The 26,155-nt window shown below is 63.8% G+C and carries 16 protein-coding genes and 3 rRNA genes; 5 read left to right on the plus strand and 14 right to left on the minus strand.

The genetic code is table 11. From position 1 onward, the window contains the following. Positions 1-20 precede the first annotated feature (20 nt). The 3 genes from rrf to BN3270_RS01820 all read right to left on the minus strand — a co-directional run bounded on the left by rrf (position 21) and on the right by BN3270_RS01820 (position 5,140). A 5S ribosomal RNA gene (rrf, locus tag BN3270_RS01810) occupies positions 21-135 on the minus strand. 129 nt (positions 136-264) lie between these two features. Then, positions 265-3,235 (minus strand): 23S ribosomal RNA (locus BN3270_RS01815). A gap of 394 nt (positions 3,236-3,629) precedes the next feature. Beyond that, positions 3,630-5,140 (minus strand): 16S ribosomal RNA (locus BN3270_RS01820). The 16S, 23S and 5S rRNA genes sit together here, the layout of an rRNA operon. 401 nt (positions 5,141-5,541) lie before the next feature. On the opposite strand from BN3270_RS01820, the gene BN3270_RS01825 reads away from it, so the two are divergent. Further along, the gene (locus BN3270_RS01825; RefSeq protein ID WP_058985502.1) at positions 5,542-6,204 is read left to right on the plus strand and encodes an NUDIX domain-containing protein; all 663 of its coding nucleotides are present in this window, start codon (positions 5,542-5,544) and stop codon (positions 6,202-6,204) included. Positions 6,205-6,308: 104 nt separating this feature from the next. On the opposite strand, the gene BN3270_RS01830 is transcribed toward BN3270_RS01825, so the two are convergent. The 6 genes from BN3270_RS01830 to BN3270_RS01855 form a co-directional block, all read right to left on the minus strand. Continuing rightward, positions 6,309-6,869, minus strand: a complete 561-nt coding sequence (locus BN3270_RS01830; protein ID WP_058985503.1) for a cysteine hydrolase family protein — start codon at positions 6,867-6,869, stop codon at positions 6,309-6,311. Positions 6,870-6,884: 15 nt separating this feature from the next. Next, entirely contained in the window at positions 6,885-7,247 is a 363-nt protein-coding gene (locus BN3270_RS01835; protein ID WP_058985504.1) for a YerC/YecD family TrpR-related protein, read from the minus strand. Between the two features lie 3 nt (positions 7,248-7,250). Beyond that, positions 7,251-8,837, minus strand: coding sequence for a citramalate synthase (cimA, locus tag BN3270_RS01840; protein ID WP_058985505.1), 1,587 nt, complete (start codon positions 8,835-8,837; stop codon positions 7,251-7,253). A gap of 136 nt (positions 8,838-8,973) precedes the next feature. After that, the gene (locus BN3270_RS01845; protein WP_058985506.1) at positions 8,974-10,446 is read right to left on the minus strand and encodes a helix-turn-helix transcriptional regulator; all 1,473 of its coding nucleotides are present in this window, start codon (positions 10,444-10,446) and stop codon (positions 8,974-8,976) included. Positions 10,447-10,488: 42 nt separating this feature from the next. Further along, positions 10,489-10,773: a DUF1653 domain-containing protein gene (locus BN3270_RS01850; protein WP_058985507.1), complete on the minus strand. Its 285-nt coding sequence runs from the start codon at positions 10,771-10,773 to the stop codon at positions 10,489-10,491. Positions 10,774-11,010: 237 nt separating this feature from the next. Then, on the minus strand, positions 11,011-12,798 hold the full coding sequence (locus tag BN3270_RS01855) for an FAD-dependent oxidoreductase (protein WP_058985508.1): 1,788 nt from the start codon (positions 12,796-12,798) through the stop codon (positions 11,011-11,013). A gap of 368 nt (positions 12,799-13,166) precedes the next feature. Between BN3270_RS01855 and BN3270_RS01865 the strand changes: the two genes are divergently transcribed. Further along, entirely contained in the window at positions 13,167-15,263 is a 2,097-nt protein-coding gene (locus tag BN3270_RS01865) for a HelD family protein (protein ID WP_058985510.1), read from the plus strand. A 96-nt stretch (positions 15,264-15,359) separates the two neighbouring features. Here BN3270_RS01865 and BN3270_RS01870 read toward each other — a convergent pair whose 3' ends face one another. The 3 genes from BN3270_RS01870 to rplM form a co-directional block, all read right to left on the minus strand. Beyond that, entirely contained in the window at positions 15,360-17,453 is a 2,094-nt protein-coding gene (locus BN3270_RS01870) for a glutamine synthetase III family protein (protein ID WP_058985511.1), read from the minus strand. A 200-nt stretch (positions 17,454-17,653) separates the two neighbouring features. Further along, a complete protein-coding gene (gene rpsI / locus BN3270_RS01875) occupies positions 17,654-18,046 on the minus strand; it encodes a 30S ribosomal protein S9 (RefSeq protein WP_058985512.1) in 393 nt (130 codons plus the stop codon). 3 nt (positions 18,047-18,049) lie between these two features. Then, positions 18,050-18,484, minus strand: a complete 435-nt coding sequence (gene rplM, locus BN3270_RS01880; protein WP_058985513.1) for a 50S ribosomal protein L13 — start codon at positions 18,482-18,484, stop codon at positions 18,050-18,052. Positions 18,485-18,923: 439 nt separating this feature from the next. Between rplM and metA the strand changes: the two genes are divergently transcribed. Further along, on the plus strand, positions 18,924-19,844 hold the full coding sequence (gene metA, locus BN3270_RS01885) for a homoserine O-acetyltransferase MetA (RefSeq protein WP_058985514.1): 921 nt from the start codon (positions 18,924-18,926) through the stop codon (positions 19,842-19,844). Between the two features lie 119 nt (positions 19,845-19,963). After that, complete coding sequence (locus tag BN3270_RS01890; RefSeq protein WP_058985515.1) at positions 19,964-21,199, plus strand: glycosyltransferase family 4 protein; 1,236 nt, start codon at positions 19,964-19,966, stop codon at positions 21,197-21,199. Positions 21,200-21,375: 176 nt separating this feature from the next. Here BN3270_RS01890 and BN3270_RS01895 read toward each other — a convergent pair whose 3' ends face one another. Continuing rightward, entirely contained in the window at positions 21,376-22,986 is a 1,611-nt protein-coding gene (locus BN3270_RS01895; RefSeq protein ID WP_058985516.1) for an FAD-binding protein, read from the minus strand. A 283-nt stretch (positions 22,987-23,269) separates the two neighbouring features. Between BN3270_RS01895 and BN3270_RS01900 the strand changes: the two genes are divergently transcribed. Beyond that, positions 23,270-24,757, plus strand: coding sequence for a LuxR C-terminal-related transcriptional regulator (locus BN3270_RS01900; protein WP_082673273.1), 1,488 nt, complete (start codon positions 23,270-23,272; stop codon positions 24,755-24,757). Positions 24,758-24,856: 99 nt separating this feature from the next. Here the strand turns inward: BN3270_RS01900 and BN3270_RS01905 are convergent, their stop codons facing one another. Beyond that, positions 24,857-26,149 (minus strand): homoserine dehydrogenase, encoded by a 1,293-nt coding sequence (locus tag BN3270_RS01905; RefSeq protein WP_058985517.1) that lies wholly within the window; start codon positions 26,147-26,149, stop codon positions 24,857-24,859. Positions 26,150-26,155 lie beyond the last annotated feature (6 nt).

The raw sequence follows: 26,155 nt of genomic DNA on the forward strand, positions 1-26,155 counted from the left end.
CAAAGAAAAAGCGCCCTCCGCGAGCGCGACGCCCTATCCTCCCACGGGCTTCCCCCGCAGTACTTTCGGCGATGCGGGGCTTAACTGCCGGGTTCGGAATGGGTCCGGGTGATCCCCCGCTCCATGGTCGCGCTCGCGGGGGGCGCTCCCCCGCGAGGTCCTGGTTAGGATCTCTCTAGGTTTTCCAAGGCGGCTCCGGGCCGACCCTGGGGGTTGCATGGCGCTCACGGAAACCTCACGGACCGTCAGATACGGGTGCGAATTGAGATGAAGAGCTCGACCGATTAGTACCGCTCGCCTGAGCGCCTCGCGGCGCTTGCAGCTGCGGCCTATCAACCTCGTGGTCTACGAGGGGTCTTACCGGAAAGAGAACTCATCTTGGAGACGGCTTCGCGCTTAGATGCCTTCAGCGCTTATCCGTTCCGGACGTAGCTACGCGGCAGTGCCGTTGGCCGACAACCGCTGCACCAGAGGTCCGTCCACCCCGGTCCTCTCGTACTAGGGGCAGATCTCCTCAGTTCTCTTGCGCCCGCGGAGGATAGGGACCGAACTGTCTCACGACGTTCTGAACCCAGCTCGCGTACCGCTTTGAATGGCGAACAGCCATACCCTTGGGACCGACTTCAGCCCCAGGATGCGATGAGCCGACATCGAGGTGCCAAACCTTGCCGTCGATGTGGACTCTTGGGCAAGATCAGCCTGTTATCCCCGGAGTACCTTTTATCCGTTGAGCGACGGCCGTTCCACGTCGGGCCGCCGGATCACTAGAACCTGGTTTCCCACCTGCTCGGCTCGTCGGCCTCGCAGTCAAGCCCGCTTGTACTCTTGTGCTCTGCGGACGGTTGCCGACCGTCCTGAGCGGACCTTGCGCACGCCTCCGTTACTCTTTGGGAGGCGACCGCCCCAGTCAAACTACCCGCCTGGCACGGTCCGCGCGCCGGATCGCGGCCGCGCGTTAGATCGCCGGAACGGTGAGGGTGGTATTCCAAGGGCGGCTCCGCCCGGGCTGGCGCCCGGGGTTCATAGCCTCCCACCTATCCTCTACGCACCGAGCCAACGATCAATGCCAAGCTGTAGTAAAGGTTCACGGGGTCTTTCCGTCCTTCCGCGGGAAGTTCGCATCTTCACGAACAATGCAATTTCACCGGGTCCATGGTTGAGACAGCGCCCAAGTCGTTACGCCATTCGTGCAGGTCGGAACTTACCCGACAAGGAATTTCGCTACCTTAGGACCGTTATAGTTACGGCCGCCGTTTACCGGGGCTTGGCTTCGGCGCCTCGCTTTCGCTAACGCTTCCGCGTAACCTTCCGGCACCGGGCAGGCGTCAGACCCTATACGTCGCCTTGCGGCTTTGCAGAGTCCTGTGTTTTTGATAAACAGTCGCTTGGGCCGTTTCGCTGCGGCCCGCCCGGGCTCCGGAGGCTAGCTCCCTCACCTGGGCGGGCACCCCTTCTCCCGAAGTTACGGGGTCGGTATGCCGAGTTCCTTAACCATGGTTCTCCCGATCGCCTCGGTATGCTCTACCCGCCTACCTGTGTCGGTTTTGGTACGGGCGCCGCGGGCCTCCCTAGAGGTTTTTCCAGGGGGCATGGGCTCGCCGGCTTCGGATCAGATCCTTCGTCTCGCGTCTCGGGCTCATCGGTCGGCTGGTTTCCATGCCGACCGCCCTACGCGCTTTCACGGGGACGTCCAGAACCCCGCCCGGCTACCCTTCCCCGTCACCCCGTCGGTGGTGACGGCCCGCGGCGGTACAGGAATGTCCGCCTGTTGTGCATCGCCTACGCGTGTCCGCCTCGGCTTAGCTCCCGACTGACCCTGGGGCGATTAGCGTTGCCCAGGAACCCTTAGGCTTACGGCGGAGGGGTTTCCCGCCCCTCTCTCGTTACTCATGCCAGCATTCTCACTTCCCGGATGTCCACGCGGGGTCGCCCCTCGCGCTTCGCCCCTCCGGGAAAGCTCCCCTACCACAGGATCTCTCGATCCGTCCGCCGCTTCGGCGCCGTGCTTAGCCCCGTGAATTGTCGGCGCATGTCCACTCGACCAGTGAGCTGTTACGCACTCTTTAAATGCATGGCTGCTTCTAAGCCAACATCCTGGTTGTCTAGGCAAACGCACATCCTTTGCCACTCGGCACGGACTTGGGGGCCTTAGCGGGCGGTCTGGGCTGTTTCCCTCTCGAGCACACAGCTTAGCCCACATGCTCTGACTCGCGGCCAATGGGATGCCGGCATTCGGAGTTTGGTTTTCCTCGGCAGGCGGTGAGGCCCCCTCGGAAGTCCAGTGCTCTACCTCCGGCATCGTACGGCCGCGGCTAGCCCTAAAGCTATTTCGGGGAGAACGAGATATCTCCGGGTTTGATTGGCCTTTCACCCCTATCCACGGGTCGTCCCCTCCGTTTTCAACCGAAGTGGGTTCGGGCCTCCACGGGGTCTTACCCCCGCTTCACCCTGCCCATGGATAGCTCACCCGGCTTCGCGTCTACGGCGCGCTACTCACCGCCATCTTAAAGGCTCGCTTTCACTGCGGCTCGCTTCGAAGCTTAACCTCGCAGCGCACCGTAACTCGCTGGCTCATTCTACAAAAGGCACGCCGTCACAGAGGAATCCTCTGCTCCGACTGCTTGCGGGCGCACGGTTTCAGGTACTGTTTCACTCCCCTCTCGGGGTGCTTTTCACCTTTCCCTCACGGTACTGGTCCTCTATCGGTCATAGGAGAGTATTCAGCCTTGGAGGGCGGTCCCCCCTGCTTCCAACCGGGTTTCACGTGCCCGGCTGTACTCGGGATGCGCGTCCGCCGGGGGACTGGGGTCCGCGTACGGGGCTCTCGCCCGCTCCGGCCGGCCTTTCCATGCCGTTCCGCTTCCCAGTCCCTTTGTAACCGGCGCCGGCCCCTGCAGGGACCGGATGCGCGCTCCCACGACCCCCATGCAGCAACGCCTGCAGGCTGTGCGCATGCATGGGTTTAGGCTAAACGCGCTTTCGCTCGCCGCTACTCGCGCGATCTCGGTTGATTTCCTTTCCTCGGGGTACTTAGATGTTTCAGTTCCCCCGGTTCGCCCCTTCCCGCCTATGCGTTCGGCGGGAGGTGCCAGAGCTCCGCTCTGGCGGGTTGCCCCGTTCGGAGACCTGCGGGTCGAGGGATGTTTGCTCCTCACCGCAGATTATCGCAGCTTGCCGCGTCCTTCGAAGCCTTCCTATGCCAAGGCATCCACCGTGCGCCCTACGTATCTTCATTTCCCTTCGCGTCCCCTCCCGCGCTTCTGCGCGGGAGGCGTCAGTTCGAAATAAAAGTATTTCGGGTATCCATATCTTAGTTATTGCGATCGTGTAATGCGAACCACCTGCGGGATTCCCGGAAGATCGAATTAGTTTGAAAAACGAATCTGAGGGATTCTCGCTGATGATTCTTTCAGTTTCTATGAAACGCTATGCAACTCTCAAGGTGCCCGGAGGGGGAGGTTTCCCCGACCGTCCGAGGGAGGGCCCTCGGGCCCGGATGCCGCGAGACGAGAGATAGGGGCTTCAAGCTTTCGTACACTTTTTCCCCTGTGAGGCGAACCCATTCGCCTTCCGGGGCGCGGGAGCTCTCGCTCGACCGCGCTTCGGGCTGGCGCCCGATTTCTCCCTAGAAAGGAGGTGATCCAGCCGCACCTTCCGGTACGGCTACCTTGTTACGACTTCACCCCCCTTACCCTCCACACCTTCGGCGCCTCCGCCCCTTGCGGGTTCGGCCGGCGACTTCGGGTGCAGACGACTCGGGTGGTGTGACGGGCGGTGTGTACAAGGCCCGGGAACGTATTCACCGCGGCGTGCTGATCCGCGATTACTAGCAACTCCGACTTCACGGGGGCGGGTTGCAGCCCCCGATCCGAACTGGGACCGGCTTTGGGGGATCCGCTCCGGATCGCTCCTTCGCATCCCGCTGTGCCGGCCATTCTAGCACGTGTGCAGCCCAGGGCATAAGGGGCATGATGACTTGACGTCGTCCCCACCTTCCTCCGGCTTGACGCCGGCAGTCCCCCATGAGTCCCCAACTCAATGCTGGCAACATGGGGCAGGGGTTGCGCTCGTTGCGGGACTTAACCCAACATCTCACGACACGAGCTGACGACAGCCATGCACCACCTGTCCGGGCTCCTCTCGGCCACGGCGTCTCCGCCGCTTCACCCGGATGTCGAGCCCTGGTAAGGTTCTTCGCGTTGCTTCGAATTAAGCCACATGCTCCGCTGCTTGTGCGGGCCCCCGTCAATTCCTTTGAGTTTTAGCCTTGCGGCCGTACTCCCCAGGCGGGGCACTTAATGCGTTAGCTGCGGCACGGGGGAAGGGCTCCCCCACACCTAGTGCCCATCGTTTACGGCTAGGACTACCAGGGTATCTAATCCTGTTCGCTCCCCTAGCTTTCGCACCTCAGCGTCAGTGTCGGCCCAGAAGACTGCCTTCGCCATCGGTGTTCTTCCCGATATCTGCGCATTTCACCGCTACACCGGGAATTCCGTCTTCCTCTACCGAACTCGAGCCCGCCGGTTCGGGGTCGGGCCGGAGGTTGAGCCCCCGGGTTTGAGACCCCGCTTGGCGAGCCGCCTACGCGCGCTTTACGCCCAATGAATCCGGATAACGCTCGCTCCCTACGTATTACCGCGGCTGCTGGCACGTAGTTAGCCGGAGCTTCTTCTGCAGGTACCGTCATGGTTCTTCCCTGCTGAAAGCGGTTTACGACCCGAAGGCCTCCGTCCCGCACGCGGCGTTGCTGCGTCAGGGTTGCCCCCATTGCGCAAAATTCCCCACTGCTGCCTCCCGTAGGAGTCTGGGCCGTATCTCAGTCCCAATGTGGCCGATCGGTCTCTCAACCCGGCTACCCATCGCGGGCTAGGTGGGCCGTTGCCCCGCCTACTACCTAATGGGACGCGACCCCATCCCCTGCCGCTGAATCCGTTTCCCCGCGGGGCCATGCGGTCCCGCGGGAGTACCCGGTGTTAATCCCGCTTTCGCGGGGCTATCCCGGAGCAGGGGGCAGGTTGGTCACGTGTTACTCACCCGTTCGCCACTCTATGACCGCCCGAAGGCGGGTTAATCGTTCGACTTGCATGTGTTAGGCACGCCGCCAGCGTTCATCCTGAGCCAGGATCAAACTCTCCGTTTAAAGCGCGGCCCCCGAGGGGGCCGACAGTCTCTCTTCCAACGGATCTGTGAGATCTCTGTTTCGTTTTCCGTCTTCCCGCGGCCTCGTTGGAGGCTGCCGCGGAACGACGGGGTTCGTCTAGCTTGAATTCTCTCGTTCGCAGTATCCGGTTCTCAAGGTCCTCCCGCGCCCCCGCTGGGGGGGCGGGCGCCGCTTCAAGCGGCAAGAAGATATAATACGCGGCCGCCCCCCTCGGGGCAAGCGCGGGGGCCCTTCTCCACGGTTCGCACACAACCGGGCGTGAGGGGGCCGGGGCGGCGGGGCGTTTGCCCAGGTGAGGGACCATACGGCCCGCAACTGCACGATTCGTGGGCGCCTGCGACGTATACTTATTACTACGTTGATTCAAGGAAAGGGTGTCTATGGACCAGCACGCGCTTCCCACGCCGGAACTGATCGATGTCGAGCAGGTTGCCGACGGGTGGATCAAGAAATACCTACTTACCTACCGGCTGCCCGACGGGCGCGCCTATCGCTATGAAAGCGTATCGCGCAAAGACCGCGCGGCCTATGTGGAAGAGCTCCGCGGCCTTTCTCAAAACCCGCCCCATGCTCAGATTCCCGATGCCGTCTGCATCGTGCCACGCACAGCCGATAATCGTCTCGTCCTTATTAAAGAGTTCCGCTACCCCGTGAACAGCTGGTGCATCGCCTTCCCCGCAGGGCTCATCGACCCGGGCGAAACCTACGAGCAGGCCGTTGAGCGCGAGCTGCGCGAGGAGACCGGTTATGCCCTTAAGCGTGACGCCCACGGCGCGGCGCACGTGCGACCCCTCTCCCAGCCGTCGCTTTCCTCGGCCGGCATGAGCGAGGAGAGCATCCAGGTGGTCTACGTGCACGTGGAAAACGAGCCCACCTTGGGGCAAGCCCCCGAATCGACCGAATACATCCAGGTGTTCACGGTCCCCGTCGACGAGGTGCCCGCCTTCCTCGCCCGCAACACCACGCCGATCAGCACCCGTGCCCAGCTTATTCTGGAAACCTTCGCCCGCAACGTGGAGCGCTACGGGAAGACGACCCAGTAGCAGAGGGCTCGCTTCTCCTGCCCTCTCGCACAAAGCGCCCGGCCCGTCGCCAGATGATGGACGGGTCGGGCGCTTTCTTTTAAAGAGGGACGGGGACGACCTCCCTACGGGCGGTTGACCACCTGCACCTGCACGCTTTCGAGGATATCGAGGGCTTCGGCGTTGAGACGGTCGTCGGCCGACGCCGTGCACGTTGCGTCAACGATGACGGGCACCTCGGGACAGGCGGCCTTGGCGAGCATCGCGTTGCTCACCACGCAGATGTTGCTCACAAGCCCCACGAGCTCGATGCTCGAAAAGGGCAGGCGCCCCACTTCGCTCGCCGCATGGTTGGCCTTGTCGAGATAATTGAAGAGTTTGGCCGAAGCGAAGGTCGGCTTTTCGAAGACGAGGTCGCGGTCGAGACGGGCCGCTGCCGTTGCACCGAAGAGCTCCCAGCCGTGCGTGCCTTCGATGCAGTGCTCGACGGGCAGGTTGCGACCTTCCTGGGTGCGCAGGTAGTTAGAAAGGTGGGTATCCATCGTGAAGATGACCTGGTCACCCTGGTCATGGTAGGCGCGAATCTTTCCGGCGATCCGGGCATCGAGCAGGTCGGCCCCAGGGAAGCCGAGCGCCCCGTCGACGAAGTCGTTCTGATAATCGACCACGATAAGCAAACGTTTCATGGTGCGCACCCTCCTCTAGCGCTCGTCGCGCGGGTCTTCCGAGTTCTCGGCGGCATCCGCTTGACCTTCGGCGGAATCGTCGTGCAGGGCCTGGGCCCGGTTGGCGATGTCGATCGCCGTGCGATACCCGCCCGACCCGTAGTTGAGCGCCTTGGACACGCGGGCGATCGTCGTGGCCGAAGCGCCGGTGGCTTCTTCAATGGCCACATAGGGCTTGCCGTCATCAAGCATGCGGGCCACCGCCAGCCGCTGCGAGGTCTCTTTGATTTCGCGAATGGTGAAGAGGTCTTCCATGAGGGCGAAGGCGGTATCGGTGTCCTGCACCCCGACGAACACGTCGAGCAGGGCCTCGACGCTCGGCGTACGCAGATCGCTCATAGGTCATTTCCCCAATCTGATCAGGCCGTATTCAATGGAGTCGACAAGCGCGTTCCATGATGCTTCGATGATGTTCTCGCTCACGCCGACCGTGCCCCAGCTTTCGGCATCGCTGGCGGTCGTAATCACGACGCGGGTGACGGCGCTCGTTCCGGCGTTGCCGTCGAGAATGCGCACCTTGAAGTCAACGAGGCCGAACCGAGCGATTTCGGGGAAGGACTCCCCCATCGCAAGGCGCAACGCGCTGTCGAGCGCGCCCACCGGGCCCACGCCCTCCCCCGTCGCAACGAACCTTTTGTCGCCCACGTGGATCTTGATGGTCGCCTCGCTCGCCGCATCTGCTGCCCACGGGCCGCTGTCTTCGCGGTCGTCCACGATAACACGAAAGCTTTCGAGCGAGAAATGGGGCGTGAAGGCGCCCAGATGCTTGAGCATGAGCAAAGACAGGGACCCGTCGGCCACTTCGTAGGAGTAGCCTTCCGATTCACGCCGCTTGACATCGTCGAGAATCTCCTGGTCCATCTGGGGGTCGTCTGAAAGGTCGATACCGAGCGCCCGAGCCTTCGACACAAGCGAGGCCTTGCCGGCGAGCTCGCTCACGAGCACATGCTGCAGGTTGCCCACGCTCTCGGGCGCGACGTGCTCGTAGGCCGCCGAAAAGCGCGCGAGGGCGCTTGCGTGCAGGCCGCCCTTGTGGGCAAAGGCCGCCGACCCCGTGTAGGGCGTGTGGGCGGGCAGCTTGAGATTGGCCGTTTCGGCGACGAAATTGGCCACGTTGGTAAGTTCGGTAAGATCGGGCACGCAGGTGCGGCCCATCTTGAGCTGTAGGTCGGCGATCAGGGTGAGCAGGTCGGCATTGCCCACGCGCTCGCCGTAGCCGTTGACCGTCCCCTGCACCTGCACGGCCCCCGCCTGCACGGCGGCAAGCGCGTTGGCCACGGCGCACCCTGTGTCGTTGTGGGTATGGATGCCGATGCGCTGGCCGGGCAGATGGGCCGCGACGACCTCGACGATGGCCTGCACCTGGAAGGGCAGCATGCCCCCGTTCGTTTCGCACAGGTCGATCGAGTCGGCGCCGGCCTGGGCGGCTGCGTCGAGCACGGCGAGGGCGTAGTCGGGATTGGCCCGATAACCGTCGAAGAAATGCTCGGCGTCGAACACGACGTCCATCCCGGCCTTCTTGAGAAAAGCCACCGAATCGCGCACCATGCGCAGGTTTTCCTCAAGCGAGGTGCGCAGGGCGCGCGTGACCTGGGCGTCCCAGCTCTTGCCCACGATCGTGGCCACAGGTGCGCCGCTCGCCACGATATCGGCTAAGCCGCTATCGACCTCGGCCGGCGTTCCCTTGCGGCAGGTCGACCCGAAGGCCGCGATTCGGGCATGCGTCAAACCGAGCGTCTGCACGCGCTTGAAGAAGGCGATGTCTTTGGGGTTCGACGCGGGGAAGCCGCCCTCGATGATATCGATGCCGAAAGCGTCGAGGCGCGACACGATGGCGAGCTTGTCTTCAAGGGAAAACGAGATGCCGGCACCTTGCTCGCCATCGCGCAAGGTGCAGTCGTAGGTGATGATGCGAGCCTGGTCGGTCACAGCGCGCTCCTCGACGGCAATTCAGGTAGATTCGACTTCAAAATACGTTGAATTGTACTCCAACACAGTAGAGTGATTGTGCATCTTGCACGCAATGGGTGTGAACGGCGGCCCCGCCCACGAGCCGCCTGCGCCCCTATCCGCGCCGTTCGAGCAGGTCGATGATTTCGGCCCGACTGTGCACGCCGCACTTTTCGTAGATGTGGCGCACGTGGGTCTTTACCGTGGAAGCGCTGATCGAGCACGTTTCCTGGATGTATTTCGACCCATGGCCCGTCGCCCAAAGCTCGAAGATCTCGCGCTCGCGCTGGGTGAGGCCGCAAGCTTCGGCAACCTGGCCCAAGCGTTCGCCGATAGGGGTGCCGGTAAGCTCTTCGACCGCATCGCGTTCCTTCTGCGTGGGCGCTTCGAACACGAGAACCGTGTCGGGGTCCCGCATAAGGAAGCCGACCGCGACAACGAGCAGGCAGGTGCCCGAAATGGCAAAGGGAACGATCTGCCCGTAGCTTGCCCAACCGATAAGCTGGCCGGCCATCATACCCGCTTCGACGGCCGCACGCCCCAAGACGAACACAAGGAAGGCGGGCGTGCGCTGGGTGCGCGCCCGGTCGGCGAGCAAGACCCAGCAGAGGATTTCGACGACGACGTCGACCACCGTGACGAGAGGGGCGATGATCGAGACGAGCGCCGCGCCGTAAAAGGCGGCAAGCAAGAGACAAAAGACGAGCAAGACGACCGCGCCTTTGAAGACGGGTCCCACGCTTGCGCTCGTATTGCCCCGCAGCCACCCCCACACGGCAAAGCCGCCGCAGACGGCAAGGGCCACGCCGAGCATGGCAAGGGACCCTTCCATGTTGGCGGGCGCGTCGATCACCCCCACGTAAATGCGCATGCCACCGTAGACGAGCATGATTGCGAAGAGGCTGACGGCGAGCGACCAGGGCAGTTGGCGCACGGGCACGATCGAGCGACCCGACGACGCGTCCGCATCGGGCAGCTCGCTCGAAAGGGGCGCCGCCGACCTCACGGAGCGAGCGAAGGCCTGGGCGTCGGGGATGAGGAAAGCCGCGAGCACGGGCAGGCAGATGTGCACGAGGCCCGCAGCCACAGGCGGCAGGGTCCCCACCGCCACATAGATGATGTGGGCGCAGAAGAAGGATCCCGCCGTGGAGACGATGATTCCGCGCAGCGACATCTCGCTGAACAGCGACCCCCAGAACACGATAATCCAGCAGGTCGCCACCCCCGTGACCGCCGCGCCTGCGACCATAACGGGCAGGGGCGCCCACGCGGGAAAGGCATAGCAGGCGGTCCCCACCGCCATCGCCACGCCGGCTATGCGCAGGGCCCGCTTATGGGCGAACCACCGCACGGACCGACGGGAGAAGGCGATGACGAACGCGAAGAACGCCACGCCTGCCACGCAGGAGGCCGTATGCACCCAGAGCATTTCCGAACGCTGGACAAGACTGAAGTTGAGCGACGAGCTCGCGTTGAAGGACAGGTAGACCCACGCCCAATAGAAGCAGAAGCCCAGAACCTGCGTGGCGCGCAGGCTGAGCGTAGGGGGCCCGGCTTCCGCGCCGGCCCGTGTGTCACGTCGCGCCATGGGCCCTCCTTCTCCGGCGTTGTCCCGCAAAGGCCTTGGCAGCTAGAGGACGAACCAATCGGGATGGGCGGCACGCAGGCCGGCGACCTCTTCGTCGGGAACCTTCTCGAACCGCATTTCCTGTGCGACATCGGGGTATTTTGCCCGGTCGACCGGGCTCGTGAAAAGGCTGAAGGGACGCGCCCACAGGCCGGCGTCCCCGTAGAGGGCGCGATAGACCACGAGGGGTTCTTCGGTTTCGGAATGGCGCGCCAGGCCGAAGGCCCAATAGTAGTTGCCCTTGAAATGGCGGTAGGCACCTGCCTCGATTGCCGGCACGGATTCCATGGGCGTCCCTCCTCCCATCGATTGCACGTATCGTTTTATCATAGCGCAAGCAAAGGGCCCGCTCGATTGCCGAGCGGGGGCGCAAGGCCGCGGACCCGCCTTCCTCATCGGCCACCGAACCCAAGGCGAGAAGGCGCGCGCACGAAAGGGGGCCCGACGGCTGCAGTTCGTCGGGCCCTTCGGACGAGCGGCACACGGGAGGGGATGCGCGCCGCCGCCTCTTCGGAATATGCGTGGTTAGGCCTGCTTTGCCGCGTTCTCGCCGGCGATCTTGCCGAAGGTCATGCACATGGAAAGCGAAAGGCCCTTCATGGAAATGGGGTACTGCACGTTGAAGCGACCGCCCTGCGGGGCACCGGCTACATAGACGCCTTTGATGAGGGTGCCGTCTTCGGCGTACACATGGCAGTCGCCGTCGGAAACGGCACCGCCCTCGTTGCCGAGCGTGAGGGCCACACCGCACTTGGCCGCGTAGAAGGGCGGGGTTTGCAGGGCAAAGAGACGCTGCGAGCTCTTGAAGAAGTCGGTATCCTCGCCGGCCTTGGCAAGCTCGTTGTAGCGCTCGATCGACTTCTTGGCCTCGTCGGCGTCGATGTCGAGCTTGGAAAGGAGCTCGTCGAGCGTGTCGGCCTTGATGCAGCGACCGTCGTCGACGGCAGCCTGGATGTCGGAAGGCGTGCGGATGTTGATCTTCTGGCCGTTGGAATACCAGTCGGGCACGGCACCGTCTTCACGGTAGAAGCAGGCGCAGCCGTGGTTGGCCGGGAAGTATTCGAGCTCCTGGGGCCACGCACCGTCGAAGAACTGCCAGGCGAAGCGGTCGGGCTGGCGCTCGACCTGGTTTTCGAGCTGCTGGCCGGGCACGTCTTCGTTCATGAAGCGCTTGCCGTTCTTGTTGAGCCAGAGGAAGCCGTTGTTGCCGATGACGCCGCGGCCGTCGCTGCCGGCACCGCCGCCCATGTGATGGATCATCGGGGCATGCCACTGCTCGATTTCGGCACCCGCCCAAGCGAGCATCTTATGGCCGTCGCCCACGTTGGTGTAGGCGCCGTTCTTGTCCATGTCGAGCGAGAGGCGCTGAATTCCGTTTTCGTCGCATTCGGGCTGGAAGAAGGACATCATGTCGTTGTTTTCCAGATAGTCGCCCGTCGTGATGACGACGCTCTTGGCGTTGATCTTGAGGTAGGAGCTCGAACCCACCTCCTGGGCGTAGACGCCGGTGACCGTGCCCTCCTCGTCCTGGATGAGCGCGACGCCCTTGGTGTCGTAGTGGATGTCAGCGCCCTTGTCGATGGCGACCTGCAGGTTCTTCTGCATCATGCCGGCCAGGTCGGAAAAGCCAACCGAGGTGGGATAGCAGGGCAGGTCTTCCTTGGTGTAGTCGTAGTGCGCGGGCAGCGGGTACATATAGGGGAAGAGGAAGTTGGCCCGGTTGGCTTCGGGGATGTCTTCGAAGGTTTCCTTGGCCACGTAGAGGCTGGGGTCGGCTTCGATGAACCAGTCGAGCGCAGCGCCGGACTCATCGAACCAGCGGGAGATGATTTCCTGGCTGGAATGATGGGAGCCCTCTTCCATGTGCATGTTCACCACGGTCTTCTTGTCCATGAAGCCGTCGCCGCGACCCCAGGTCGCCATCGTCTTGCCGCCGATGATGGCCATGTCGGTGGCCACGCTGTTGAGCTTGGACGAGGCTTCGAGCGCGACGACTTTGGCGCCCGCTTCGGCGGCGGCGCGGGCCGCCGGACAGCCGGCTGCGCCCAAACCCACGATGACGACGTCGGCGTCGATCGTTTGGGTCACGTCGGAATCGGCGATCTGCGGCTTTTCGCCGAGCCAGGGATTGGCGCCCGACCCGTCATCGCCCATGCCCGACCCCGCGGTCGTCGAGGCAGCCGTGGACGACGAGGCCTTTTCGGACTGTTTCTTAGGCGACGCGCAACCGGAAAGGCCGAATGCGCCCAAGGTGGCAGCAGCTACGCCGGCACCCGCCAGGAAGTTACGACGGGAAATTGCATGTTCAGTCATAGGTATCACCCCTCTGTTCCGAACGCGCCCCTCCAATTTCTCTTGCGCGTTCGTTGATGGGCTGAGTATCGGCGCGCGGGGCCCCGTGGCAAAACGACCAAAAGGGTCGAAATGAGCGAGTTTTTTCATCGAGCAAAAGGATTGATGGAGTGTGAGCTGGGAAAACGAAAGGAAGGTTGACGACATGAAAGAGGCGGCACACGAGGGAGGGGCGCCAGAACGGCCGCCCGGGCGAGATCGAATCAGCACGCCCTTTTCCTTGGGTCCTTTGGAATCGAAGGTCTTCCGCACGAAAGGCGTGTTGCTTCGCGCCGCAGGAGAGTACACTTGAATGCCGAAAATTTCACCCTCACCGATCAAGGAGCGTTATGGACCAGGTATTCGAAGAAGAGCAGCAGCACCTTTCCGAGGTCTACCGCAAGCTCGAAGGCATCGCTTCCGAGCTCGAAGGTAAAATCGCCAAAACGGAAGCCGAAGCGGCCAAGCAGCTGAGCGACATGCGCGAAGAGCGCACGCTCGACTTCACCGACTACGAAAACGTGATGGAAACCGCCGCCGAACTCCAGTCGCGCAACGCCGAAATCGATTCCTACAACCGAGCCAACCAGGTCAACGTCGAAAAGTACCACCGCGCCCAACTGCTCATGCGCCAGCCCTACTTCGCCAAAGTCCGCCTGCGCCTGCGCTCCGGCGCGCCCGCTCGCGACATCTACTTGGGCAGCGCCGGCATGACCGACGAAACGAGCCGCCACTTCATCGTCGACTGGCGCAGCCCCGTGGCCGAGGTCTACTACAACCAGGAAAGCGGCGAAACCTCCTACGAGGCCAACGGGCGTACCATTCACGTCAACCTCGAGCAGCGCCGCCAGTTCGACATCGACCGCGACAAGCTGAACGCCTACTTCGACACGACCGTCGCCATCGAGGACCCGCTCCTGCTTGCCGCCCTTTCCCACCAGCATTCCGAAAAGATGCAGGCCATCACCGCTACCATCCAGAAAGAGCAAAACGAAGTGGTGCGCCACGACGACGTGCCCGCCCTGCTCGTTCGGGGCATCGCCGGCAGCGGAAAAACGTCGGTCCTTCTGCAGCGCATCGCTTTCCTCTTCTACCGCGAGCGCGAAAACCTCCGCCCCGACCAGGTCTACCTGCTCACCCCCAATCCCGTGTTCGGCTCCTACATCGACGAGGTCTTGCCCAACATGGGCGAAAGCAACCCGCGCCTGTTCACCTGGCGCGACTTCCTCGACGCGATGGGACTTGCCGACCACGGCCTGGGCACCGACACGACCGCCGACGAGCTGCGGACGATCGACGCCACCGTCCCGGGCTTCCGCCTGCGCCCCGAGCACTTCAACGAGATCCGCGAAAACGGCGAGCTGCTCGTGAAGGCCTCCCAGGTGCGCACGGCCGTGGAAAAGTTTGGCCACCTGCCCCTGGGCTCGCACCTGGTAGCCCTGGTAACCGACGAACTTCACGACCGCCTCAACGCCCGCTTGGGCCAGCTTGCGGGCGACGAGAAGACCAAGGCTGCCGTCCTCGATTTGGGTCCCATCGAGCAGCAGCGCATCTTCGGCGAAACGCTCAACCCTCAGAGCGACGAAGAGCTCGCCGACTTGGCCAAGCGCTACGTGCGCTACCGGTTCGGCGCCGCTCACGACCAGATCGAAGACGCCCGCTGGCTCAACGTCGACCGCATCGGGCGGGAGATCCTGGGCACCCCCCACCTGTCGTCGACGGCCTACCTGTACACGAAGATCGCCGCAACCGGCATCACGCGCCGTGACGCCCGCTACGTGATGATCGACGAAGTGCAGGACTACACGGGCGCCCAGCTCATGGTCCTCGCCCGCTACTTCAACAAGGCCCACTTCCTCCTGCTGGGCGACCCCAACCAGGCCATCAAGGAAGGCACGGCCTCCTTCGACGAAATCCGGGCCATCTTCGCCGAGGTGCGCGGGTCGGTCGACGAGTGCACGCTCATGACGAGCTATCGTTCGTCGCCGGAAATCACCGACCTCTTCACGCGTCTCATGGATTCCCGCGAGGCCATGAACGTTTCGTCGGTACAGCATGCCGGCACCCCAGCCGGCATCCATACCTACGCGGATGCGGCCGATTACCTGGCAGCGCTTAAAGAGGCGGTTGCGGAAGCTGCGGCCGAGCCCGGCCTCTGCGCGATCATCGCCGCCGACCGCAGCCGCACCAAGTGGCTGGCCAAGCAGCTAGGCGATGCGGCCACCTACATCCACGGCCAGATGTCCCTCCCTGCCGAAGGGGTCGTCGTGCTTGATTTGCCCACCGCCAAGGGGCTCGAGTTCGACCACGTCATCATTCCCGACGCACAAGAGCAGGCCTACCCCGACACCCCGCTTGCCAAGCGTCGCCTCTACACGGCTCTGTCGCGCGCGACCCACAAGGTAACCGTGCTGGCCCAAGGCGAACTGACGAGCCTTCTTCAATAGTAGGGCGACAGCCCCGACGCCCGGCCCGCTCCGAGCGCACCGAAAAGGCCCTGCAGCCTCAAGCTGCAGGGCCTTTCGCATGTCTCTGTCGCGCGCTTACGCGTAGAAGAGGATGTCGTTGTAGGTGGGCACGGGCCAATAGCCATGGTCGGTGACCGATTCCATCGCGTCGACCGCATCGCGCAGGTTCTGCATGGCCGGGACGACCTTTTCGGCGTAGGCGTTGGCCTGCTGCTGGCTGTCGGCGATGGCTTCGGCGGCGGCATGCTCGGCCTGCAGGGCATGCAGGGCGGCGTTGATCTTCTTCACGCCGTCGAGCAGGACGGCGAGCGACTGATGCTGGTCGGACAAGTCGGCCTCGGGCATAGCCTCGCGGATCGTCGTGATGCCCTTGGCCACCTTGGTCGCGTAGGCGCTGATCGCGGGCACGTAGTTGCGATGGGCCATGCGCTCCATGAGGTTGCACTCGATGTTGAGGGTCTTAGTGTACTTGTCGAGCTTGACCTCGTAGCGGCTGCGCACCTCGGCTTCGGTGAGAACGCCGAATTCCTCGAAGAGGTCGAAGGACTTCTGGTCGACCAGGCACGGCAGGGCTTCGGCGGTGTTCTTGTGGTTGGCAAGGCCGCGCTTTTCGGCTTCGAGCGGCCAATCTTCGCCGTAGCCGTTGCCGTCGTAGATGATACGCTGGTGGGCGGTCAGGTCGTCCTTGATGTACTTGAGGGCGGCCTTTTCGAATTCCTCGCCTTCCAGACCTTCGGTGGCGTCGGCGAACTTCTTGAGCGCATGCGCCATGGCCGTGTTGAGGACCATGTTGCAATCGGACAGGTTCACCTGGCTGCCGGGCATGCGGAACTCGAACTTGTTGCCGGTGAAGGCGAAGGGGCTCGTGCGGTTGCGATCGGTGTTGTCCTTCAGGAAGTTGGGCAGCACATCGACGCCCAGGTCCATGACGGCGCGCTCGGCGTTTTCGTAGGCGTGGCCCTCGACGATGGCGTCGACGATACCCGAAAGCTCGGTGCCCAGGAAGATCGAGATGATGGCCGGCGGCGCTTCGTTGGCGCCCAGACGATGGTCGTTACCGGCAGACGCCACCGACATGCGCAGGAGTTCCTGGTAGTCGTCGACGCATTCAATCACGCAGGTGAGGAAGATGAGGAAGCGCAGGTTTTCAGCGGGGTTCTCGCCCGGGTCGAGCAGGTTGGTCTTGCCGGTGGAAAGCGCCCAGTTGTTGTGCTTGCCCGAGCCGTTGATGCCCTCGAAGGGCTTTTCATGCTGCAGGCACACGAGCCCGTGATGGGAGGCGAGCAGCTTCATTTCCTCCATCGTGAGCAGGTTGTGGTCGATGGCCGCGTTGGAGTTTTCGAACACGGGCGCGAGCTCGTGCTGGCAGGGAGCCACTTCGTTGTGCTTGGTCTTGGCCGGCACGCCGAGCTTCCACAGGACGTCGTCGAGTTCCTTCATGAAGTTGTTGACCGTGGGGCGGATGGCGCCGAAGTAGTGGTCTTCCATTTCCTGGCCCTTGACCGGCGGCGCGCCGAAGAGGGTGCGGCCAGCGACCATGAGGTCCTGACGGGCTTCGTAGTCCTTTTCGGAAATGAGGAAGTATTCCTGTTCGGCACCGACCGTGGTGACGACGCGGTGGCCGTCTTCGCCGAAGTGGGCGAGCACGCGATTGGCTTGGTCGGAAATGGCGCTCATCGAACGGAGCAGCGGGGTCTTCTTGTCGAGCGCCTCGCCCGTGTAGGAGCAGAAGGCGGTGGGAATGCAGAGCACTTCGTCTTTGATGAAGGCGTAGCTGGTGGGGTCCCAAGCCGTGTAGCCGCGCGCTTCGAAGGTGGCGCGCAGGCCGCCGCTCGGGAAGCTCGAGGCGTCGGGCTCGCCTTGGATGAGTTCCTTGCCCGAGAACTTGGTGATGGCCATGCCGTCGCCGGCGGGCTCGAGGAAGCTGTCGTGCTTTTCGGACGTGATGCCCGTGAGCGGCTGGAACCAATGGGTGTAGTGGGTGGCGCCGTGTTCCATGGCCCATTCCTTCATGGCATGGGCAACGACGTTGGCCACCTCGAGGTTGAGGGGCGTTCCCTCTTTGATGGTGCTCTGCAGGGACTTGTAGGTGTCCTTGGGGAGCTTTTCCTTCATTACGCGATCGTTGAAGACCATCGATCCGTAGGTTTCTTCGATGCTACTCGTCATACGAGCTCCTTCTTGCCTGTCGACCGGAAGCCGCACGGGCCGCCCCGCTTTGGTGCGACGCCCGCTTACGCTTGCTTCGTCAAGGATACCAGGAGATTGTTTCGATGATTTTTCAATCGTGTTGAATGTTCTATTACGAAAAGAGGCCCGCAGCGTGGATGCTGCGGGCCTCTTTCGAAAAGGCGAAAAAGAAACGACGCCTAGCGCTTGCTGAACTGCGGGCGCTTGCGGGCCTTCTTCAGGCCGTACTTCTTGCGCTCGACCATACGGCTGTCGCGCGTGAGGTAGCCGGCCTTCTTGAGCTCGGCGCGGTACTCACCGGCGGTGAGCAGGGCGCGGGCGATACCGTGGCGCAGCGCGCCGGCCTGGCCGGAAATGCCGCCGCCGTTGGCGCGGGCGATGACGTCGAAGTGGCCTTCGGTGTCGGTCACCTTAAAGGGAGTGGTGGCGTAGTCGACCAGCTGCTGGCGGCCGAAGTACTCCTTGGCATCCCTGCCGTTGACCGTGACCTTGCCGGTACCCGGGACGAGACGGACGCGAGCCGTTGCGTTCTTCCTACGGCCGGTGCCGTAATACATTGCTTCACCTGCCATTGGTTATTCTCCCATCTTGATCTCGCGGGGCTGCTGAGCTGCGTGCGGATGTTCGGGGCCCGCGTACACCTTGAGCTTCAGGCCCTGTGCGCGGCCGAGCGTGGTCTTGGGGAGCATGCCCTTCACGGCGTGCTCGATCACGCGTTCGGGATGCTTCTGCATCGCTTCGGCGAACGTCTCGCTCTTCAGACCGCCCGGGTGGTTGGTGTGATGGAAGTACTCCTTCTTGAGAGCCTTCTGGCCGGTGACGCGAACTTTGTCAGCATTGATGATGATGACGAAGTCGCCCGTGTCCACGTGCGGGGTGTAGGTCGGCTTGTGCTTGCCCTTGAGGATGTAAGCTGCCTTGGCAGCGACGCGGCCGAGGACCTGATCCTTAGCGTCGATCAGGACCCACTCGCGCTCAACTTCGTTGGGCTTGGCGTAGTACGTCTTCACTAGTGTTCCTCCGTTGACTGTGTCCTTGCGTTCGCTTGGGCGAACCCAAGGCGGTGTCGTTTTTCAAAAGTGCGGCGCATCACGCTGCCGGTTTCCTACGCCAGCACGGACGCTTGGGCCCTGGACGACCTGCGTTCCGCTGCGCATGCCACTGCGTTACGGGGCTCTTGAAAGCGAACTTTGTTAGTTTAGTGCCCGCAGCTTGCGACCGTCAACGAGCAATCGGCCTGCGCACGGGTCATTTCCGCGGGTTCCACACGATTTTCAAATCAGGGGCGCAGACCGGCCGCGGAATCGGGCGTCGGCATCGAGCACCGCCCCGGACGCACGCGTGAAAGCGGTAACGCACGTTCGCCATCGCAGATAACGGCCGGCGCGGGCCGACCCCTACAATTATGAAAGCGCGGCAACGCGCCCGACCTTCGAAAGGACCGGCCCCATGCCTATCAAGATTCCCGACGCCCTACCCGCAACTTCGGAGCTGGAGCGCGAGAACATCTTCGTGATGACCGAAAAGCGCGCCCTCCACCAGGACATCCGCCCCCTGCGCGTGCTCCTGCTCAACCTCATGCCCGCGAAGATCAGCACCGAGACCCAAATTCTGCGCAAGCTTTCTAACACGCCCTTGCAGATCGAGGTGAGCCTGCTGCAAACGTCCTCGCACGCGAGCACGCACACGCCGGCCGCCCACCTGGCAACCTTCTACCACACCTTCGACGAAGTAGCCGACCAGCGATTCGACGGTTTGATCATCACGGGCGCGCCGATCGAGCGGCTCGACTTCGACGACGTGGACTACTGGCCCGAGTTCGTCCGCATCAGCGACTGGGCGTCCCGCAACGTCCATTCGACCCTGCACTTGTGTTGGGGCGCCATGGCCGGCATCTACCACCGCTACGGCGTAGGCAAGCACGAGCTGCCCGACAAGCTTTCGGGCGTCTACCGCCACGTGGTGGAAAAGCCCACCTCCCCGCTCGTGCGCGGGTTCGACGACGCCTTCTGGGCGCCCCATTCGCGCTGGTCGGGGTCGAACGAAGACCAGATTCGCGCCCACCCCGACCTAGAGGTTGTCGCCTCGTCGCCCGAAGCGGGCCCCTACGTCGTGAAGAGCACCGACTCGCGCAACTTCTTCGTCTTCGGCCACCCCGAATACGATCGGTCGACGCTCAAGCAGGAATACGAGCGCGACGTGAAAGCGGGTCTGAACCCGCCCGTGCCGGCACACTATTTCCCCAACGACGACCCCGCGCGCCCGCCCGAAAACCGCTGGCGCGCCCACGGGCAGCTGCTCTACACCAACTGGCTGAACTACTACGTCTACCAGACAACCCCCTATCGCGTAGACGCGATCGGCTCGTAGCGGCTTGGTGAAGGCGCGCGGACCGGGCCGCGCGCGCGGGCGCCCGTGCTAGAATCGCTACGATACGGTCAGCGAGGGCGGCGCACGCGCGCGCCCCGCGCGGTTTCGAAGGGAGCTTGATGGCACGCACGCGCAACGGACGACGCATCGCGCTCGTCACCATGGACGTGCGCCTCGCCGACGAACCCAAGGGGCTCGACCGCTCCGCCTACATCGCCGGCACCTTGGCCGCCGCCGGCTACGAGGTCGACCTGATCACCTCGTCCTTCCAGCATTGGGAAAAGGCCCAGCGCGACACGGCCGACCAACGCTATCGGTCCCTCCCCTTCCGCGTGGTCTTCATCGACGCGCCGAGCTACAAGAAGAACCTCGATGTGGCCCGCGTGCGCAACCACGCCCTCGTCGCCAAGCAGGTGGCCGTCTACCTGGACGCCCACCCCGACTACGACCTCGTGCTCGCCAAGATTCCCCCCAACGACCTGGCCCGCGTCTGCGGCGAATTCTGCCGCGCCCACGGCATTCCCTTCGTGGTCGACGTCAACGACCTCTGGCCCGAAGCCATGCGAATGGTCCTCGACGTGCCGGTGGTGAGCGATGTGCTCTTCCGCCCCTTCCTGCGCGATGCCGAAGCCGCCTACCGCCTGGCAGACGCCGCGATCGGCACGTCGGACGAATACGCCCTGCGCCCCCAGAAGCGCAACGGGCGCGAGATTCCCCACATCACCGTCTACGTGGGCAACGACGTGGCCGCCTTCGACGCCGAAGCCTGCGCCCACGCGAGCGCCGTGCACAAGCCCGAGGGGGCCTTCTGGGTCACCTACGCCGGCACGATCGGCAAAAGCTACGACATCCGCACCCTGGTCGAAGCGGCGGGCGATATCGCCTGCGCAGGACACGACGACGTGCAGTTCATGGTCCTTGGCGGCGGCCCGGAAAAGGACCGGATGGAAGAGCTCGCCCGCGCAACGGCCGCTCCGGTTACCTTCCCCGGCTATCTGCCGCACGCCGAGATGGCCGCCTACCTCGCCGCCTCCGACGTGCTCGTGAACTCCTTCGTCAAGCGCGCCCCCCAGTGCATCGTGTCGAAAATCGGCGACTACCTGGCGGCGGGCAAGCCCATGGTCAACACCCTCGACAACGCCGAGTTCTGCGCCAAGGTCGACCGCGACGGCTTCGGCGTGAACGTGGCACCCGAAGCCCCGGCCGAGCTTGCGGGCGCGATTCTCGCCCTGAAGGACGACCCGCACGCGCGCGAGCGCATGGGCGCCGCCGCACGCGCCGTCGCCGAATCCCAGTTCGACCGCCCGCGGGCCTACCGCCGCATCGTCGATCTGGTCGACAAGCTGCTGGCCTAGGGGCACCTGCGCGCCAAGCGCGGTTGATCGCCCGCGCTGCGCCCGCCTGCCGCCCGTCGCACCCGCGCCCACCGCGCATGAGCGGCGCCCCTCCCCGCGCTTCCACGCGGACGCGGGCCCCGACTGTGTCGAGGCCCGCGCGGAGGGGGGGGAATCTGTTCGATAGAGCTTTGACCCTAGAGGCCGGCGACGTACTTGCCCGTCACATAGCCTTCGGTATGGGCGCGGCCCAGAGACAGGCCGGGCATCCACATCGTGTAGTCAACGCCCGAGAAGAAGTTGCCCGCGGTGTTGCCCACGGCGAAGAGGCCGGGAATGGGGTCGTTGGAGCCCGCCTTGAGCACTTCCATATGGGGACCGACGTTCACGCCCGACACGATGGCCGACACGCGCACATGGCGATGGATGCCATAGAAGGGCGGGGTGTCGATCGTCGTGAGCCACTTGCCCGGCTTGCCGAAGTCCTGGTCGGAACCGGCCGCCGCCAGCTCGTTGTAACGGGTCACCGCCTTCTTGAAGGCGTCGACGTCGGTGATCTCGAGCTTCTTGGCCAGGTCATCGAGGGTGTCGGCCTTGAAGGTGGCCACGAGGCTTTCGTAGACGCCCTTCTTCTCGCCGCCCTCTTCGGGCATGTAGGCCTTCAGGGCTTCGGGATCAAAGAGCTTGCCGGGCCAGGTTGCCGCCTGGGTCATGTAGTTGCTGTCGAAGATCTGGCAGTAGTTGCCCTGGTCGGCGTCGCTGCGCAGGAAGTTGTTCATGATCGACATGCCGCAGGTCTCGTCGCAGAAGCGGGTGCCGTCCATCTTGACGGCCAGGAAGGGCATATCGCACATGGAGCCCGGACCGGCGTCGAAGTCGTGGAGCATCTTGGTGTGGCCGATAGGCTCCATTTCGCCGCCCGCCCATACGGCCATCTTATGGCCGTCGCCGGTCTTGTTGGTCTGCTTGCGGCCCAGGTTCTTCAAATCGGGCAGGTAGTAGTTGACCATGTCGTCGTCGTTCTGGTAGTCACCCGTGGCCAGGATGACGCCCTTGGCCGCGTTGAACTGCACGTTGCCACTATCGCCCTGGGCGATGACGCCCGTCACGCCCGACGCGTCGCCCACGAGCTGCTTGGCGGTCGTCGAATAGAAGATGTCGACGCCCTGGGCCGCTGCAACGTCGGCAAGAGCGCGCATGCCGTCACCCGTGTTGTAGGGCTTGGGGCCGAAGTCGATCGACAGGTAGTTGACCGGATAGTCGTTGACCGTCTTCACGGTCGAGGTCCACTTGGCCGTGGTGTCGGACACCTGGGCGCCCGCTTGCTTGGCCAAATCGAAGATCCAGTTGATGGCCTCGCCCGAATTCTTGGCCCACAGCTCCACCTGCTCGCGCTTGCCACGGTACTCGTGTTTGCCGAGCAAGGTGGACACGACGGCTTCGACGCCGGCCGGATCGGACTGGTCGAGCAGGATGCCCGTGGCCGTGTTGCCCTGGGAGATGGCCGTCGATTCCTTCTGGATAAGGGCGACGTGCGCACCCGCCTGTGCGGCCGAGATCGCCGCGGGCACGCCGGAGGCGCCGGCGCCCACGATGACGACGTCGTAGTCCTTGGTTTCCTTCACGTCTTTAATCGGATCGGGTGCCTGGAAGAAACTCGGCGTGCCATCGGACGCCGCCGCCGAAGACGATTTCGACGAGGTGGATTTCGGCGATGCGCATCCGGCCAAGGCCGAGGCGCCGGCAACGCTCGCGGCGGCGACGCCGCCGAGCTTGAACAGGTCACGACGAGAAATGTTTGCAGTCATGATGTCCCTCCTGAGAAGTCCCCTTTGTGCTCTCTCCTTTATCGGATGGGCCCTGCTGCAGCGCGCCCATCCGATGACTTCAATCTAGGCGCACGGATGCGATGCGCACAGGCGCGAATCGCGCAGAAAGGGGGTCTATTTATCTCACCCCCTCTCTATAACACCCCTGTTTACCTGGACAAACGCAAACACGTACACCATACGCGCGCAAGGCGCGCTACAATGGCCAACCGAGGAGGGAGCGCGGGGCCCAAGGAGGAGGGCGCCCCGCGCTTGTATATTCATGACGACCGAAACCGCACTCAACGCATCCCAGCAGACAGCTGCCGAGGGTACCGAGCGCCTGCGCGTGCACATTCCCGCAATTCCCGTGGCCTTCTTGGGGCTGGGCGTCTACCGCGCCTGGATCGAGATCGCCTTCGTGGGCACCTTCGTCCCCTACCCCGACGTCACGCTCGCCACGCGCGACCTGTTCGATCTGGGCTGCGGCCTCACGCTGATCGTCTGCGCGCTGCTCGCCCGCTATCTGGGGCCCCTTTTCAAGCGCACCGGCATTTTCGTCGCCTGCGGCATCCTGCTTGTCGCTTCGACGGTGGGCCTGTTTACCCAGCTCTTCCTACCCGGCGTCACCACCGCATGGAGCGCGGCCACCGCCCTTGCCGGCGGGGTGGGCATCGGCTTGATCATCCTTGTCTGGAGCGAGCTCTACGGATGTCTGAACCCCTTGCGCGTGGCCCTCTACTATTCCGCTTCCATCATCGCCGGCGGCCTCATTCTCTACGTGTACCGCGGCTTTATGCTCCCCTGGCTCTTTGCGATGACCCTGGTCCTGCCGATAGCGTCCCTGATCATGGCCCGCCGGGCCTTCGCATCTATCCCCGAACCCGAACGCCCGGAAAGCCGCTGGGTAAGCTTTTCGGTCCCTTGGAAGGCCATCCTCATGATGGCCCTCTACGCCTTCGCCTACGGCATTTTGGAATCGCCCCTCTACGCAAGTACCTTCGGCCCCCATTCGGCCCCCGGTACGCTGCTGGTAGCGGCCCTCGTCTTTCTGGGCGTGATCGTGCAAGGGAAGCGGTTCGACTTCAACGCCACCTATCGGTTGGGCCTCCCCCTCATGATCGTCGCCTTCCTCATCATCGCCGTGTTCGGCAACGCGGGCGACGTAGTGAGCTCGGTGTGCGTGGCCGGCGGCTACACCGCCGTGTCGATTCTCATCATGGTGATTTGCGCCAACATCTGCTATCGCTACGGCGTATCAGCCGTCTGGCTGTTCGGCATCGAGCGGAGCATGCGCCTCCTGTTCATGTTCATGGGACGCCAGGTGGCCCTTTCGGTACCGGCCGCGGCGGGCGCGCAGTTCAACGGGACCGCGGCCGTGGCGGGCATCGCTATCCTCGCCGTGGTCGTGGGCACCCTGATCTTCCTTTCGGAACGCGACCTGGCCAGCCGCTGGGGCGCAACCTTCCTCGACAGCAGCGGGGCGAGCGCCGATATCCTGCGCAAGCAGGAGATCGCCGACCGCTGCGACGAGATCGCGCATGCTCACCGTCTCACCGCACGCGAGTCGGAAGTGCTCCTGCTCCTCGCGCAGAAGAAGACGATTTCCACGATCGAGCACGAGCTCTTCATCGCCAACGGCACCGCCAAAGCCCACGTGCGCCACATCTACCAGAAGCTGGGAATCCACACGCGCAAAGAGCTCTTCGAAATGGTCGGCGTCGCCGACGATGCGCCCCGGAAGGGCGGCGATCAGGCCAAAGAAGACTAGCGAAGGCGGCGGGCGACGTCCTGCGCGTCGCTTCCCACGAAAAAGGCCTGCCCCACGCGATGCGAGGCAGGCCTTTGCGAGCGGAAACGACGGGGTGCGCTACTTCTGCACGCGGATGACGGTGGGCTCTTCCTTGCCCACGAGGACGCCGTCGAGCTCCTTGATGTCGTCGATGACGGCGCGCATATCGGCTTCCCGGGCGGAATGGGTGATGTAGACCAAATCGACCGCGCCGCCGCCTTCGCCCTTGCCGCGCTGGACGACCGAGTAGACGCTCACGCCGTGCTTGGCGAACACGGCCGAGGTTTGGGCGAGCACGCCGCTGCGGTCGTCGACTACGAAACGGATGTAGTAGCGCGAGATAAGCTCGCCCATGGGGACGATCGGCAGGTCGTCGGTGCAGGTGCAGCCCACAAGCGGAGCCACGCCGGCCTGCACGTGACGGGCCTCTTCGAGCACATCGCCCATGACGGCGCTCGCGGTGGCCCGAGCACCGGCACCCTGGCCGTAGAACATGACGTCGTCGACGAAATCGCCCGTGACGTAGACAGCGTTGTTGACGCCCGACACCGACGCAAGCGGATGGGACAGGGGCACCATGGTGGGATGTACGCGCACGTCGATGCCAGCGTCGGTGCGGTTGGCCACGGCGAGCAGCTTGACGCAGTAGCCCATGTCCTTGGCCGCCTTCAGGTCGGTGGGGCGAATCTGGCGGATGCCCTCGTTGACGACCTGGTCCAGGCGCACGCGCGAGTTGAAGGCGATCGACGCCATGATCGCAATCTTCGCAGCGGCGTCGAACCCGTCGACGTCGGCCGTGGGGTCGGCTTCCGCGAACCCGCGCTCTTGGGCGTCGGCCAGGGCCTCGTCGTAGCTCATGCCCTCTTCGGCCATACGGGAGAGCATGTAGTTGGTCGTGCCGTTCACGATGCCGAGGACCGACGTGATCTTGTTGGCGATGAGCGAATGCTTGAGCGGGCTGATGATCGGGATCCCGCCCGCAACCGCTGCCTCGAACATGATTTCCCTGCCGGCGGCGTCGGCAGCATGCATGATCTCCTCGCCATGGGTGGCAAGGAGGGCCTTGTTGGCCGTGACGACGTTCTTGCCGGCCGCGAACGCCTCGAGGATCACGTCGCGCGCCACCGTGGTGCCGCCGATCAGCTCGACCACGATGTCGATGTCGGGGTCGTTGACGATATCATGGTAGTCGCTCGTCCAAATGCCGCCCATGCCGCGCGCCTTTGCGGCTTCGGGGTGGCGGGAGCACACGCGAGCGAGCTCGATATCGATGCCGAAATGGCGCTTGTAGTCGTCGGCATGCGTGTTGAACACGTCCATGCAGCCGCCGCCGACCGTACCGGTTCCTACCAGGCCCACCTTCACCGTCATCTAAGC

It is taken from the genome of Hugonella massiliensis (genome assembly GCA_001486445.1).
GTDB lineage: Bacteria > Actinomycetota > Coriobacteriia > Coriobacteriales > Eggerthellaceae > Hugonella > Hugonella massiliensis.